This is a genomic window from Asticcacaulis sp. (assembly GCF_020217185.1).
Lineage (GTDB): Bacteria > Pseudomonadota > Alphaproteobacteria > Caulobacterales > Caulobacteraceae > Asticcacaulis.
The window spans coordinates 1-15,208 of record NZ_JAIWNX010000186.1; the positions used below are offsets into that span (position 1 = coordinate 1).

Consider the following 15,208-nt stretch of genomic DNA (forward strand, 5'->3'; position numbering starts at 1 on the left):
CGCGGCCCCGGTCCAGTTGACGACGGGCAGGTCGTTGATGGTGAAGGCCACACTGGCCTCCGACTTGCGGATTTTGATGCGGTAAGGCGGGCGGGCATCTTCGACATCGGGGAGGGGGTCCGCCCCCTGCGCCAGCATCTCAAAGCCCGGTGCGTAGCGCAGATTGGCCAGGTGGAAGGCGCGTTCCTCCTCCCAGCGGCGGCGGAAATAGGAGATCTGCAAGGCCTTGACGTCGCTCTTGGTATATTGGTCGTAGATGCCGGCGCGGGCTTTCAGCTTGGGCGAAAGAATATGCTCGCCATTCACCCCGCCGGCGGCAAAAAACAGGATGCACAGGCCGGGCTCTTTCAGCGGCCAGAAGTTCCAGCTGATCTCGACATGATCAGGAAAGATTTCCGGGCACCAAAAGACAAAGTTCGAGGCCTGTCCTTCGGCGGCATCACGCAGCGCGCTCAACTGCATGCGGCCATTGGGGAAATCGACCTTGGCATCGCCTTCCATTTTGAACTTTGCCACATCGGTAGCGGCCTTCAGCGGATTGGCATAGATCAGCTCACCCGCCTCGGCCGCAAACAGCGAAGGGGCCAGAAGCGAGGAAGAGGCTGAGGCGGCCAGACCGGAGGCCAGCCACTGACGACGCGAAAGGCTCATGCGAAATCTCTGAAAGGGTTGTGCCGATTATACGCGCGAATCAGACGATTCCGCCGCCGTGCGCCGCGCGGGTTTTGCGTACCTTGGCTTTTTCGGCGCGGTAGCCGGTGGCGCGGAAGGCCAGCATGGGGTCAATGGCCCCGCCCTTACGCAGACGCGCCATGGCCAGAGCCGGGCGCACATCCGTCTCATAGGCCATACGCAGGCAATGGTGGGCCATCATCACGTCGTTATTGGCCTGATGCTCTTTCAGTGCCTTGCGATCAACGATCAGCGCCTTGACATAGGCCCCGGCAATGGCGCGCGCCGAATTGAGCAGGCTCTCAATAGGGTCGGTCACGTTGTGCGACTGATCCATCATATAGGCCGGATTGAACTGCCCCTTGGCGCGCGTTTCGGCATAGACCAGTTCGTTGAAGATCAGGAAGAGCTGGAAGGGGTTGAGCGACCCGGCGTCGAGGTCATCGTCGCCGTATTTGGAGTCGTTGAAGTGGAAGCCGCCCAGCTTGCCGAACTGCGCCAGCCGCGCCACGATCAGCTCGATATTCACCGTCGGCGCGTGGTGGCCGAGATCGACCAGACACTGCGCCTTGGGGCCCAGCGTCTGCGCACAGAGGATGGAGGTTCCCCAGTCCTGAATGACGGTTGCGTAGAAGGCCGGCTCATAGAGCTTGTGCTCGATAAACAGCCGCCAGTCGTGCGGCAGGGCGGCATAGATCGCCTTCATGCTCTCCAGATAGCGCTCCAGTGTGTCGGCAAACTCGTTCTGACCGGCAAAGTTCGAGCCGTCGCCGATCCACACGGTCAGGGCCTTGGCGCCCAGCCGGTCGCCGATCTCGATACATTCGAGATTGTGCTCGATGGCCTGCGCACGGGTGGCGGGATCTGAATGGGTCAGCGAGCCGTACTTATAGGACAGCCGCTGCCCCGGCTGATCCTGAAAGGTGTTGGAATTGACCGCGTCAAAGCCCATCCCGTAGGCGTGGGCAAAGTCGCGCACCTCGTCGATATCGTTGGCCTTGTCCCACGGAAAATGCAGTGAGATGCGCGGCGTCAGGCCCGACACCTGATGCACGGCAGCGCAGTCTTCGATCTTTTCCAGAATATTGGTGGGCTCACCCGGCATGGGGAAGCGGGCAAAGCGCGTACCGCCCGACACCATGCCCCAGCTCGGGATGCCGACCTCAAGCGTCATCAGGCGATCGACCACGTGCTCGATATCGACCCCCACGCGCGCCAATCTGACGCCCAGAGCTTCATAATCGGCCATATGCGCCGCCATCAGCCGCGCATTCTCCCGATCAATAATGTCCTGCGGCAGGGCCGACTGGGTCTTTTTGACGGCGACATAGCCCATTCGGGGTGTCCATTCCTTCAGCACATGGGCCTCCAGATAGGGTTAAAAGACGGACAGAGTCAAATCAACAGACTGTTCAAAGTGGAATGGTTTCTTTCGAAATCATTCCGCTCAAGCCGCCATTGCGGCGGCGGCCAAGGTGGCGAAGCCACCGCCCGGCGAGGGGCCAGGATCAAATCCAGATCAGGATGTTTCCATCGGAAGCATCCTGATCTGGAGAACGGTCTGGATGTGGCGCGCACGCCACGCCATATATGAGAGCGCGGGGAAACAACCCCTCAACCTGTTTTTTGTGGGCGCAGACGCGCTTTTCTTATAGGGTGGGAGACTAACGGAAATAGCGGCGGAAAACAATCTCTGTTGCTAATTTTCGATCAATAATGATCGGCAATGGACGGGAAAGCCGGTATTGGGCTCCCGTTCGCTCACGAAAGAGCGGCTGAGGTCGGGAGTGAAGGGTGCGCAATAGCCTGAGAGACGTGTCGGTAAGCCCCGTGACGGAGACGGTTCCGTCGGCGGACGGTTACGCGATGACGGGAGTCTCCGGGGGCCATACGCGCGCCGCCGTGACGGGCGAGGGCGTCTGCGTGGTCTTTGATGTCGGCAAAACCAATGCCAAGCTGAGCGTCATCGACGCCGAAGGCCAGATCCTCAGCCGTACGACGTTCAAGACGCCGCACCTGCATACGCGGCTCTATGCGGCCTTCGATGTCGATACCCTGTTTGCGTGGTGCCTGAGCGAGCTGAAGCGCCTGTCGCAGCGCTACCGCATCGAGCGCATCATCCCCGTCGCGCACGGGGCCGGTTGCGCCTTCCTCAGCGCCGATGAGCAGTTGCTGCAACCCATTCAGGACTACGAAGCCTCGATCCCGCTGCCCTATGAACGCGCCTATCAGCGGGTGCGCCCGGCCTTTGAGGAAACCCTGTCGCCGCTTCTGCCCAACGGGCTGAATCTGGGGGCGCAAATCTTCTGGCACGCGCGGCGCGACCCCAAATTCTTTGAGCGTGTGCGTTATATCCTCTCCTACGCACAGTACTGGACGTGGCGGCTGTCGGGCGTACTGTGCTCGGAGGTCACATCACTGGGTTGTCACACCGACCTGTGGAACCCGACACAGGGCACCTTCTCCAGTCTGGCAGTTTCTGAGGGCTGGGCAGAACGCTTTGCGCCGCTACGATCGGCGTGGGAAAAGGCCGGGCCGTTGCGCCCCGAAATCGCCGAGGCCGTGGGCTTAAGCCCCGACTGTCAGGTGCATGTGGGGCTGCACGATTCCAACGCCGCTCTGGCGCTGGTCATTGCGCGCCATCAGCACGATGAGGCGGCGGTATTACCGGTCATACTGACGACCGGCACCTGGTATGTTGCCATGGCCCCCGGTATTGCGCCCGCCGCCGTGTCGGACAGCCTGCGGCCGGATCGCGACTGCCTCGTCAATATCGACGTCTATGGCCGTGCGGTGCCCTGTGCGCGCTTTATGGGCGGGCGGGCTTTGGAGCTGATCACCAATGGTCATGTCGATGTGCCGGTGACGCTCGACACGGTTCTTGAGGTGATCGGCTCAGGGGCCATGGCCTTGCCGAGCTTCGTTGATGCCGGCGGGCCCTTTCCCGGACGGCGCGGCGAAATCGTCGGGCTTGAAACCGATACGCCGCAAACGCGCGCCGCACTGGGCCTGATCTATGTGGCTCTTATCGCGGTGACCTCGCTTGATATGATCGCGCCCGCGGATCGGCCCCTGCTGATCGAAGGCCCGGCGGCGCATAATGCCGCCTTCTGCACCCTTCTGGCCGCCATGCGCGACGCCCCCGTACTCGTCTGCGAAACCTCGTCCGGGGTGACGCGCGGCGCCGGGGCCATGGCCTTTTTCAGCGATCATGTGCCGCCGGTGCCGGCCTATAAGCCCGTCGAACCGCAGGGCGTTGAGGCCATACGTGCCTACCGCGCCGCCTGGTTAAAGGCGATGGAAAACGATTGAAGCCCCTACCCAAAAAAGGTGCTTCCCACCATGTGGAATGCGCCCTATAAGAATCAATCACATTCGATCATCAATCGCGTAGGGCCGGGACCGGCCGCGCGTATAAGGGTCGTTACACAGAAACGCAGGGCGGGCCATATGCACCTTCAGGATCGCTGGAAGCTGATCATCGACGAACTCAATCCGGACCGCGTGACCTCGGTCGATGAGCTGACGGCGCGTCTGGGCGTGTCACCGGCGACGATCCGCCGCGACCTCAATGAGTTGCACGAACTGGGGCATCTGCTGCGCGTGCGCGGCGGGGCCATGCGCATTGAAGGCAAGCACTTCACGGCCAAGGCCGAACCCAAGACGCCGGAGTTTCAGACCGACAGCCTGATCGGGCAATCGAGCTTTCTGGCCTCGACCATCGTCAATGCGCCGGTCAAACGCGCCATTGCCCGCGCCGCGCTCGACTTCCTGAAGCCCGGCATTTCGATGATTATCGACGGCGGCTCGACCACCTACACCATGGCCAATATGATGGCCAATGAGCCCTATCATGTGCTCACCACCTCCATTCCCATCCTGCAATGTCTGCTCGATCGTTCAAAGGTGAAGGTCACCCTGCCGGGCGGCGAACTGTTCCGCGAACAGCGCATCATCCTCAACCCGTATGAGGATGGCATGTTGCAGAACTTCTCGGCGGCCAAGATGTTCATTGGTTGTCAGGCCCTGACGCGCAACGGCCTGATGCAGTCGGACACCCTGCTGGTGCAGTCCGAGCGCCGTCTGATGGAGCGCGCCGATCAGGTGATCGTTCTGGCCGATTCCTCCAAAATCGACGCCCCGGCCTCGCTGTCGGTGTGCCCGCTGACGGCGATTGACGTGGTGATTACCGATGAAGGGCTGAGCGACGCCGCGCGCGAATGGCTGGAACACGCCGGTATCGAGGTGCGCATCGCCCAGGTCACCGCCGAAGACCGCAAGGCCTCGGAAGTCGTCTGAGGCCTTTATCCAAAGGACAGACCTCTACGGTCCCTTAGGGTTGACATCAGCGTCGTCAAAGGCGTCACCCAGATATCGCTCGTGCTAAGGCGGTAGGCCTCGTCGCCCGGATAGACGATGTAGCGATGGGTTATGCCCAGATCGTCGCAGGCCTGATGAAAGCCTCTTTGCGCCTTCGGCGCTGAGGCGCGTTTAACTTCAATGGCGACCTCAGGCTTGCCCGCCCTGACCAGCACGAGGTCGATTTCGGCTCCGGCCTGCGTGCGGTAGAAGTAGGGCTGCCACAGTGATGCCGACAGGCAACTGAGCAGGTTTTCGACGACAAACCCTTCCCAGCTTGCTCCAATAACCGGATGGCTCAGAAGGCTGTCGGTGTCTTCGATAGCCAGCAGAGCGTGCAGCAAGCCGCTGTCGCGGATATAGACCTTGGGGGATTTGACCAGCCGCTTGCCGATATTTGCGTACCAGGGCTCAAGGCGGCGCACCAGCAGCAGATCCACCAGTATGTCGAGATAGCGCGATACGGTCTGTCCACTCAGGCCCAGCCCTTCGCCAAGGCTTGAGGCGTTAAACAGGCCGCCCTGATGGTGAGCCAGCATGGTCCAGAAGCGGCGAAGGGTTTCGGCGGGCACGCGAAACCCAAATTGCGGCACGTCGCGCTCCAGATAGGTGCGAATAAGATCGAGCCGCCATTTCAGACTTATCGCTTCGCTGCGAGCGGTCAGGCTGTCCGGATAACCGCCGCGTACCCACAGCGGATTTAGATCTTGCGCGGCGGCTGAGGCGAGTTCAAGCGCGTTAATGCCTGAAAGCTCGGCATAGGCCATGCGCCCGGCCAGACTTTCGCTGGTCTGACCCAGCAACTCTAGGGAGGCCGAGCCGAGGAACAGGAATTGTCCGCTGCGCTGGCCGTCGCGGCGACGGCGATCAATAACGCCGCGCAAGGGGGCGAAAATCTCCGGCGCGCGCTGGACCTCATCGAGAATAAGGAGCCGTTCCGGATACTGCGCCTGAAACAACTCGATATCGCGCACCTGATCCAGATCGCGCGGTCGTTCAAGGTCACGATAGATGCCGTTCAGTTCGTCGCCCAGATTGACGGCCAGCGTCGTCTTACCGATCTGACGCGGGCCTAACAGCACGACCGCCGGATATTCGGCAAGGAGAGTTATGAGCGTTGACTGTAAGTGGCGTGTAATCATCCTTGTAAATTTACCATCTATCGGTAAATTTACAAGGATGTTGGCGGCGCGCTCCGCCAATCGTTTGTTACGCCATATAAAAAACCGGCTTCAAATCCTTGGCCACCGGCGAATTGTCGGGGTTTGAGTCCATGATGTCGGCCATATAGGCCCACCATTTTTTCATCACCGGATGGGCGGGCAGGTCGGCCATGGTGTGATCGTCTGTACGGCGCAGGACGCCAAACAGGGTCAGGGTTTCCGGGTCGAGGAAGATCGAATAGTCCGATACCCCGGCCTCGTGCAAAAGGTCGGACAGTTCCGGCCAGATTTCATCGTGGCGCTTCTGGTATTCGGCCTCAAAGCCCGGCTTGAGCTGCATTTTGAAGGCGTGAATCTGGGTCATGAGGTTTAGTTCCCTGAAATCTTTGCCGGGGCCTCGCGCATGACGGGCCAGTCGGCGGGGGTGAGGTCATAGTGCTTCGGATCGGCGGGATGGGCCGGATCGAAGGCGGTGAAATCGGGCGCGGCCTTGAGGCCCAGCCCGCTCTGCGGAGCGGTGATCACCTGCGCCACGTAATTGGCGATCTGATAGGCGCCGTAGGCATTGTGATGGGTCTTGTCCTGACCGTTGTTGCCAAAGGCCAGCGGACTAATCTCAGGCCCCAGCGCCTCATAGAGCGTCTTCGTCTTCGCGGTCAGGTCGATAAACGGCACGTTCAACTCGGCCGCCACCTTGCGCACCGCGTCGTCATAGCCCGCCAGCGTATTGGTGATCTTGCCGTTTTCAAACGAGCGACGCGACACCGGCGAAATCAGCACCACCTTCGCCCCGCGCGTCTGCGCGTCCGTTGCAAAGGCCTTCAGCCAGGCGGGATATGAGTGTTCGGCATCGACATAGGTGCGCGGCCATTGCTTCTTCTGGTCATTATGGCCGAACTGTATCAGCACCACATCGCCCGCGCGCAGATCGCTCAGAAGCTTGTCCCAGCGCAGGGAGGTGACGAACGACTTCATCGTCTCGCCGGAGCGCGCGTGATTGGCGACGGAGACGTCGCTGGCCAGAAAGCGCGGTAGCATCTGCCCCCAGGAAGCGTAGTCGGTGCCGGCCTGATCGGTGACGGTCGAATCCCCGGCAATCAGAATACGCCGCGCCTTGATAGGGGTGATCTCAACGCTTTGCACGGCGGGTGAGGGGCCTGAAAACGCGACCGTCAGCTTATCGTCCCAGGTGCGGCCGATGTCTTCATCGCCGCGCAGACCGACGCGCGGCACCTTGCCCTTGGCGTCCTGTTCGGAGGTGACGACCGCGGCGTCGCGTACATTGACGATAAATTCGACCGTCTTCGTCTCCCCCTTTTTCAGCACCACCGGGGCCAGCATCAGCCGCCGGTCTTCGGCCCAGATCGAGGTGCGGCTGTCCGCCTTTTTCGTGCCCAGAGTCACGCGCACACGGTAATCACCGGGGACGGCCTTCACGGCCAGCGCCATTTCGTTGCCGTCGCGTGTATTGGTAAAGCCATAGCCGCGGGTTGCGTCATAGGTCATGTCGGGGGTCACCCGCACAGCCGTCGCATCGGCTTTCAGGGCGGGGTCGAGCAGGAAGCGCTGGGGCAGGGGCGTCACGGAGGCCTCCGAAGCGGCGATCTGGGCCATGACGGATGTTCCGCCTAAACTTAGGGCCAGAGTCAGAACAAGGGCGCGCAGCCGCGTGCGAGTCTCATTTCCCTGATTGCTTTTGATCATAATGGCGTTTTTTCTGATCATAATTGGCCTTTATGTGCTCGTTTGTGATATTTTTTCATTGATATGGCCCGTCGTCAATGTCATCTTAACGCACCAGCCGCCGCTGGCCGTCGCTGCGCGGGCGTCCAAGACCCGCCGATCTGAAGATCCCGGCCACGGCGCTGTCTCAGAGGAACCCCAAAAAGAGGACCCCCGATGCCCAACCAGAAACCGCTGCGCCGGAAGCTTTTCCGCATGGCAGCTCTTTCGCGTGTGTCGCAAATCGGTCTGATCGCCGCCGCCGGTGCCCTGCTGGCCTTTGGCGCGACGGCACAGGAACTGGGGATTCCGCAGGGCTCCGATGCGCAAAAGCAGGCGCAGGCCGCCAGTGACGCCGCCAAAGCGCAAAACGTCTTCCTGATGTCGGCCTTTATGGCCACCTCACAAAATACCCTCAGCCTGTTCACCTCCGCCGATGGCGTAACGTTCAGGACGCTGGGCTCTGAGGTCTATACGCCGCAAAAGGGTTTGCTGCGCGACCCGTCGATCATCCGCCATACGGACGGCTATTATTACGTCGTCTATACCACCAACTGGGACGGCTCGGATTTCGGGATCACCCGCTCGAAAGACCTGAAAAGCTGGGAGCTGGTGCGCGAGGTCAAGATCGACCTGCCGGGCGTCACCAATACCTGGGCACCCGAATGGTTCCGCGACAAGGACGGCAGCCTGAAGGTCGTCGTGTCCCTGTCTAAGGGCGGCACCAAGGGGCCGTTCGGGGCCTATGTGATCGAGCCCAACTCTGATTTCTCGCAATGGTCGGCGCCCAAGCCGATGCAGGGCCTGCAAGGCAACTATATCGACACCTTTGTGGTGGCCACCGACAAGGGCTACACCGCCTTCGTCAAGAACGAGACGACCAAATTCATCGAACTGGCCACGGCCAAATCGCTCTACGGCCCGTGGAAAATCGAGAAAAAGGGTGACTGGGCCGGGTGGGGCGACTGGCGCGAAGGTCAGGCGCTGGTGAAGCTTCCTGATGGCGGGTGGCGCATCTATTTCGACGACTATATCACCAAGCGCTACTGGTATTCCGACAGCCACGATAATTTCAAAACCTGGACGCCGAAGAAGGAAATCGGCGGCGTGTCGGGCGTGGTGCGTCACTTCACCGTCCTGTCCGAAGACCCGAAGGCTCTGGCCGAAGCCACCAAGCCTAAAAACCCGCCGAAAAAAGTCACCTGGGACGAACACTCCCTGATGGTCGATGGCAAGCGCATCATGGTGTGGTCGGGCGAAGTGCACCCCTTCCGCCTGCCCAATCCGTCCCTGTGGCGCGACGTGCTGCAAAAGATGAAAGCGTCGGGCTTCAACGGCGTCGCCTTCTATTTCAACTGGGGCTACCACTCGCCGGCACCGGGCGTTTATGATTTTACCGGCATCCGCAATGTCGAACGCGCCATCGAAATCGCCGAAGAAGAGGGCATGTACGTCATTGCCCGCACCGGCCCCTATGTGAATGCCGAACTGACCGGCGGGGGCTTCCCCGGCTGGCTGTTGCGTCAGCGCGCCGAAGCCCGCACCGATGACCCGCTGTTTCTGGCCGCCACCGATGAGTGGATGACGCAGATCAACGCCATCATTGCGCGGCATCAGATCACCAACGGCACCGGCAATGTCATCGCTTATCAGCTCGAAAACGAGCTGGGCAAGGTCGAGCCCAAGCACGTGCGTCAGATGGAGCATCTGGCCAAAAAGGCGCGCGCCGACGGCATCAGCGTGCCCTTCTTCCATAATGCAGCCGGGCGTCTGCCCGACTGGACGCCGAAGGATTCAACCGCGCCGTGGGCCAATCCGGGGCCGACGGACATCTATGCCTTTGACGGCTATCCGGGCGGCACCTGTAATGTTCATGCTGATCCGTCCGGTCCCAACAAGGCGCCCGACTGGGGCATCTATGGCACGACGCCGCCGCGCATCGGCTCGCTGTCTTCGCCCAAAACGCCCGGTTTTGCAGCCGAGCTGGGCGGCGGCTGGTTCGATTACTGGGGCTCGAACGGCACCTATGAGTGTACGGCCAAGCGTCAGGGCAAGGGCTATCAGCGCGTCTTCTACGGCACCAACCTGATCAACCGCATCACCATCCACAACGTCTATATGACGTTTGGCGGCACTTCGTGGGGCTGGCTGGCCGGGCCGGTTGTCTACACCTCCTACGACTATGGCGCGGCCATTTCCGAAGACCGGGGCCTGCGTGAAAAGGCCTATGCGCTGAAGCAGCAGGGCATGTTCGTTCAGGCGGCGGAACAGGTGCTGGCCGAAATGGACAAGGGCCCGGTGCTCAAGCCCTCGAACGATAAGATCAAGGTCTATCACAACATCAATCCGACGCTGAAGACCCACATCCTGTTTGCGGTTCATAACCCGTCCGATGCCCTGACCGACGACAGTGCCACGTTTGAGCTGACGACCAAGGACGGCACCTATACCATCCCGGTGCGCGTCAATGGTCAGGACGCCAAGATGCTGCTGGCGTCCTACGCGATGGAGCGTCAGCATCTCGTCTATTCCAACTCGGAAATCCAGACGCATTTCCAGACTGGTGAACAGGACATCGCGCTGCTGCATGGCCGTGTCGGGGAGGCGGGCGAAACCGTCCTGCGCTTCTCGCAAGCGCCGAAGGTCGAGCTTCTGTCGGGTCAGGCGACGACGAAGTTCGATGCCAAAACTGGCGATCTGAAGATCAGCTATACGCATAGTGGCCTGATCCGTCTGCGCATCACCGGGGGTGGCCGTGCGCCGCTGCTGCTGCTGATCGCCGATGAGCCGACCAGTTTCAATTTCTGGCGTCAGGAGACGGCGGAAGGCCCGGTGCTGCAAATGACGGCGGCTCTGGTACGCGAAGCCAGGCTTTCAGGCGGCAAGCTCGACCTGCTGGGCGACACCATGACGGAATCGGCCCTGACGATCTGGGGACCGAAGTCGGTTGAAAGCGTCACCTTCAATGGCGAACCGGTCGCCGTCACGGCGCAAAACGACGGCAGCCTGTTCAGCACCCAGCCCCTGCCGCGTCCGGAAAAGGTGACCTTGCCGGACCTCGCGCAGGTGGCGTGGACGCGCCGCATGGACAGCCCAGAAGCGCAACCGGGCTTTGACGACAGCCAGTGGGTCAAGGCCGATAACCGCCCGACGGCGGCCCAGACCTGGACGACCACCGAACGCGGTCAGCCAACGCTCAGCATGAGCGATTACGGTTTCCACCACGGCGATGTCTGGTATCGCGGGCGCGTGAAGATTACCGATCAGACGGCGGATCAGCTTGAGCTGTTCTACGGCGCGGGCGGGGCCGGCATGATTCAGGTGTGGGTCGATGGCAAATATATTGGCCAGCACGAACACGATACGGGCCGTCAGTTCCCCGAAACCACCGACAGCGTGAAGTTCAAGCTCGACAAGCTGACGCCCGGTGAGCACGTCATTTCGGTCATGGTGCGCAACAATTCGCACAACTGGGACCTGATGGCCGATGACGCCCACCGCGAAGCGCGCGGCCTGATCGCCGCATCGCTGACCACGCGCGCCGGTCGCCGTTTTGCGGTGCCGATCGAATGGCGCATTCAGGGCAATAAAGGCGGCGAACAGATCGCCGACCTCGTCCGCGGTCCTCTGAACAATGGCGGCCTCTATGGTGAGCGCGAAGGCTGGTATCTGCCGGGCAAGCTCGCGCAGCCCCAAAAGTGTGACGCGGTTTTGGGACAGAGCTGCGCGACCCAGAATGACGTTTGGGAGAGCGCAAGTCAGACTGCTGCGCCTCCCGCGCCGGGCACCTACTGGCTGCGCACGCAGTTCAGGCTCGACCTGCCCAAGGGGCACGATGTGCAGCTTGGCCTCAGCTTCGGCGATACGACGCAGCCGCGCTCGGACCGTGAAAACCGTGTGCTGATCTTCGTCAACGGCTGGAATATGGGGCAGTTTATCGCCCACATCGGCCCTCAGCGCACCTTTGTCATCCCGCCGGGTATCCTAAACCCCAATGGCGATAACACCATCGCTCTGGCCGTCACCACCGATGGCAAGCCGGAAAACGCGCTGGAGCCCGTGCAACTGGTTAACCTGCGTACCGCGCGCACCAGTGTCCCCCTCGACATCATGCCCGCACCCAATAAACTGCAACGCTAACAGTACCTTCCCTCCCAAGAAGTCCCTCTCTCATGACCGCTCAGATCCTCAAAAAGCCCGTCAATACGAACAATCAGGTCCTCACCCCGACCGATCCGTTCAACATCCATCCGCTGCTGCAACATCAGTCGGCGGCGCTGGATGCCGATCGTGACGATTACCGCCGGGCCATCGACCTGTTGATCGACAATCTGATCCACATTGAGGACACGTCGGGTGAGTTTCTGCTGCGCCTGACCGATGGTCGCGTGATCGACACCAAGGCCTGGCATGGCTTTGAGTGGACGCAAGGCATCGGCCTTTACGGCATGTACAAGGTCTGGGAGATGACCGGCGATAAAAAAGCCTGGGACATCATGATCAACTGGTTCGAGGACCGGTTCAAGGAAGGCTCGCCGTCGCGTAATATCAATACGGTCGCGCCCTTCCTGACGCTGGCCTACCTGTTTGAGCGCACCGGCGACCGCCGCTATCTGCCCTATCTCGATGTGTGGGCGGAGTGGGTCTATAACGATCTTCCGCGTACGGAAGAAGGTGGCTTCCAGCACATCGTCTATAACAGCGTCAATAACCAGCAACTGTGGGATGACACGCTGATGATGTCGGTCGTGCCGCTGGCCAAGATCGGCCTGCTGCTCAATCGTCCGCACTATGTCGAAGAGGCCAAGCGTCAGTTCCTGATCCATATCAAGTACCTGACCGACCGTAAGACCGGCCTGTGGTTCCACGGCTGGACCTTTGATGGTCGCCACAACTTCGCCAACGCCCTGTGGGGGCGTGGCAATTCGTGGGTCACCATTGTCATCCCGGAATTTATCGAGCTTCTAAATCTGCCGAAGGACGACGCCTTCCGTATGTTCCTGATCGAGACGCTGGAGGCACAGGTCAAAGCCCTTGCGAAAGTTCAGGCCCCATCGGGCCTGTGGCGCACCATCCTTGACGATGAAACCTCCTACGAAGAGGCCGCGGCCTCGGCGGGTTTCGCCTATGGTATCCTGAAGGCCGTGCGTAAGGGCTATATCTCGCGTGAGTATGAAGCCATTGGCATCAAGGCCGCCAAGGCCGTGCGCGCCCATATCAACAGCGCGGGTGAACTGACCCAGGTGTCGTTTGGCACGCCGGTGTTCAACTCCATTCAGGAATATAAGGACATCCCGCTGACCTCGATGCCGTTTGGTCAGGCCATGGCGCTGCTGACCATGGGCGAGTTCCTGTACCGCTTTATTTAACACGCACCTCCCCGGTTCAGGGGAAGTGGATTTTTTGGTGCGAGCCAAAAAAAGACGGTGGGGTTTAGGTCGGCATGATCAGCCCCTTCAGTCGCCGTCAAGACGGCGATACCTCCCCCGCTATGCAAGGGAGGCGGATTTTGGGAGTGAAACGATATGGCCGAAGTGGCTCAGGTGCGTAAGCCAAGCTGGATCAACTACTGGGGTTGGGGATCGGGCGATATGCTCGGTGCCGGGGCTCAGGCCGTCATCACCGGCTGGCTGTTTTATTTCTTCACCAATTTCTGCGGTCTGAGCGCCATTGATGCCGGGTTTATCCTTGGCCTGCCGCGCCTGCTCGAAGCCATTACCTGCCCGCTGATCGGCTATATCTCCGACAATCTGCGCCATACCTGGGTGGGTCGTAAAATCGGCCGGCGCAAGATCTTCCTGCTGATCACCATACCCTTGCTGCCGTCCTTCGCGCTGTTGTTCGTGACCGGACAGACCTTCTGGTACTATCTTTCCGTCTTCATCTTCTTCGAACTCCTCTACACCATGTTCCTCATTCCGTGGGAAACGCTCGCCGCGGAAATGACCAAGGATTACAAGGAAAAAGCCAAGTTCGCCGGCGCGCGCATGATCATTGCGCAGTCGTCTGCGATCCTCGCCTCCTACCTGCCGACCTTCATTATCGACAATTTTGGGGGCAAGGATTCGCCAGACACCTTCCTGATCATGGCGACCATTTTTGGTCTGCTGTTCTCGCTGGTGGTGATTCTGGTGGTTGTCTTCTCGTGGGAGCGTCCGTACACGGAAGATGAAAAGCTTATCCAGCCGCAACCCTTCAATGCCGCCGCCGCGCTGATGATCCCGGTCAACATGTTCCGCGACCTGTTCTCGACGCTGAAACTGCGCGCCTTTCGTCAGCACCTGTCGATCTATCTGGGCGGATACCTGTCGCAGGACATCTTCAACACTGCCTTCCCACTGTTTGTGGCGACCGTTCTGGCGGCCGGGGCGACGCTGAGCAAGGGCGAAACCACGACGCTGATTTCGGGTATGATGACGCTGATGTACATTGCGCAGCTCGTCTCGGTGATGATCGCCATTCAGGTGGTGATCAAGACGGGGCCGACCCTGGCCTATCGCATCGCCATCAGCTTTGTGGGCGCCGCGCTGTTGCTGTTCCTCGCCTTCTACTTCACCCAGCCCGCGGGTATTGCGGCGGGCCTCGGAGGCCTGAATGGCAATCTGTTTGCGGCCTTCAGCCATTCCAATTTCGGCGTCGCCTTCTGGCTGATCGTGCCGATCATTCTGGCGGGTCTGGGTCGCGGCACGCTGAACTTTGTGCCGTGGTCGGTCTATAACTATCTGCCTGACATTGACGAGGCCGTGACCGGTCAGCGCCGCGAAGGCATCTTCGCCGGTGTCATGACTCTGGTGCGTAAGGTGGCGCAGTCTGCGGCCATCGTGGCGACCGGCTGGATCATCAATCAGGGTGGCTATCTGGCGGCACCAAAGGATTCGTCCGTTGTCATCCAGCAGTCTCCGGAAGCCATCCATACGATTGTGCTGGTCCTGATCGCCGGTCCGATCGTCGTGATGGTGCTGGGTATGATCATTTCGTGGCGCTTTGGCCTGAACGTCACATCCCACGGCATCCTCGTCCACGAAGTGGAGCGTCTGCGCGCCGGGGAAACCGAGCCGGAATCGGAGGAAAGCCGTCGTGTGGTTGAAAACCTGACCGGCTTCAAGTTTGAAAAACTTTGGGGCCGCTACAAGCGCTAAGCCACAAAACAAAACCCCCGCTTCAATCAAGCGGGGGTTTTTCGTTTCCGGTAGTCGGTGTTTAGAGCGGAATGATTTCTACTGGAATCATTCCGCTCAAGCCGCCATTGAGGCGGCGGCCAAGGTGGCGAAGCCACCGCCCGGCGAGGGGCT

The 15,208-nt window shown here is 60.5% G+C and carries 10 protein-coding genes; 5 read left to right on the forward strand and 5 right to left on the reverse strand.

Features of this window, described 5'->3' with window-relative positions:
* On the reverse strand, positions 1-651 hold a 651-nt coding region (locus tag LDL37_RS09190), incomplete at its 3' end, for a DUF1961 family protein (RefSeq protein WP_290797091.1).
* A gap of 40 nt (positions 652-691) precedes the next feature.
* Positions 692-2,008 carry an L-rhamnose catabolism isomerase gene (gene rhaI / locus LDL37_RS09195; protein WP_290797093.1) on the reverse strand — a complete coding sequence of 439 codons (1,317 nt, stop codon included), beginning with the start codon at positions 2,006-2,008 and terminating at the stop codon, positions 692-694.
* Between the two features lie 458 nt (positions 2,009-2,466).
* On the opposite strand from rhaI, the gene LDL37_RS09200 reads away from it, so the two are divergent.
* Positions 2,467-3,984, forward strand: coding sequence for an FGGY family carbohydrate kinase (locus LDL37_RS09200; protein ID WP_290797096.1), 1,518 nt, complete (start codon positions 2,467-2,469; stop codon positions 3,982-3,984).
* 138 nt (positions 3,985-4,122) lie between these two features.
* The gene (locus tag LDL37_RS09205; protein WP_290797099.1) at positions 4,123-4,971 is read left to right on the forward strand and encodes a DeoR/GlpR family DNA-binding transcription regulator; all 849 of its coding nucleotides are present in this window, start codon (positions 4,123-4,125) and stop codon (positions 4,969-4,971) included.
* Positions 4,972-4,976: 5 nt separating this feature from the next.
* Here LDL37_RS09205 and LDL37_RS09210 read toward each other — a convergent pair whose 3' ends face one another.
* The 3 genes from LDL37_RS09210 to LDL37_RS09220 all read right to left on the reverse strand — a co-directional run bounded on the left by LDL37_RS09210 (position 4,977) and on the right by LDL37_RS09220 (position 7,808).
* The gene (locus tag LDL37_RS09210) at positions 4,977-6,113 is read right to left on the reverse strand and encodes an ATP-binding protein (RefSeq protein WP_290797102.1); all 1,137 of its coding nucleotides are present in this window, start codon (positions 6,111-6,113) and stop codon (positions 4,977-4,979) included.
* A 127-nt stretch (positions 6,114-6,240) separates the two neighbouring features.
* On the reverse strand, positions 6,241-6,558 hold the full coding sequence (gene rhaM / locus LDL37_RS09215; RefSeq protein ID WP_290797104.1) for an L-rhamnose mutarotase: 318 nt from the start codon (positions 6,556-6,558) through the stop codon (positions 6,241-6,243).
* A 5-nt stretch (positions 6,559-6,563) separates the two neighbouring features.
* On the reverse strand, positions 6,564-7,808 hold the full coding sequence (locus LDL37_RS09220; protein ID WP_290797107.1) for a rhamnogalacturonan acetylesterase: 1,245 nt from the start codon (positions 7,806-7,808) through the stop codon (positions 6,564-6,566).
* 324 nt (positions 7,809-8,132) lie between these two features.
* On the opposite strand from LDL37_RS09220, the gene LDL37_RS09225 reads away from it, so the two are divergent.
* The 3 genes from LDL37_RS09225 to LDL37_RS09235 all read left to right on the forward strand — a co-directional run bounded on the left by LDL37_RS09225 (position 8,133) and on the right by LDL37_RS09235 (position 15,055).
* Positions 8,133-12,056, forward strand: coding sequence for a beta-galactosidase (locus LDL37_RS09225; RefSeq protein WP_290797110.1), 3,924 nt, complete (start codon positions 8,133-8,135; stop codon positions 12,054-12,056).
* 32 nt (positions 12,057-12,088) lie between these two features.
* Positions 12,089-13,285 (forward strand): glycoside hydrolase family 88 protein, encoded by a 1,197-nt coding sequence (locus LDL37_RS09230; RefSeq protein WP_232037047.1) that lies wholly within the window; start codon positions 12,089-12,091, stop codon positions 13,283-13,285.
* Positions 13,286-13,441: 156 nt separating this feature from the next.
* Positions 13,442-15,055, forward strand: coding sequence for an MFS transporter (locus LDL37_RS09235; protein WP_290797115.1), 1,614 nt, complete (start codon positions 13,442-13,444; stop codon positions 15,053-15,055).
* Positions 15,056-15,208 lie beyond the last annotated feature (153 nt).

Excerpts from the sequence above, each read along its gene's own strand:
- rhaM (WP_290797104.1), bottom strand. The coding sequence starts at position 6,558 with ATGACCCAGATTCACGCCTTCAAAATGCAGCTCAAGCCGGGCTTTGAG.
- rhaI (WP_290797093.1), bottom strand. The coding sequence starts at position 2,008 with ATGGGCTATGTCGCCGTCAAAAAGACCCAGTCGGCCCTGCCGCAGGAC.
- LDL37_RS09205 (WP_290797099.1), top strand. The coding sequence starts at position 4,123 with ATGCACCTTCAGGATCGCTGGAAGCTGATCATCGACGAACTCAATCCG.
- LDL37_RS09225 (WP_290797110.1), top strand. The coding sequence starts at position 8,133 with ATGGCAGCTCTTTCGCGTGTGTCGCAAATCGGTCTGATCGCCGCCGCC.
- LDL37_RS09220 (WP_290797107.1), bottom strand. The coding sequence starts at position 7,808 with ATGGCCCAGATCGCCGCTTCGGAGGCCTCCGTGACGCCCCTGCCCCAG.
- LDL37_RS09230 (WP_232037047.1), top strand. The coding sequence starts at position 12,089 with ATGACCGCTCAGATCCTCAAAAAGCCCGTCAATACGAACAATCAGGTC.
- LDL37_RS09235 (WP_290797115.1), top strand. The coding sequence starts at position 13,442 with ATGGCCGAAGTGGCTCAGGTGCGTAAGCCAAGCTGGATCAACTACTGG.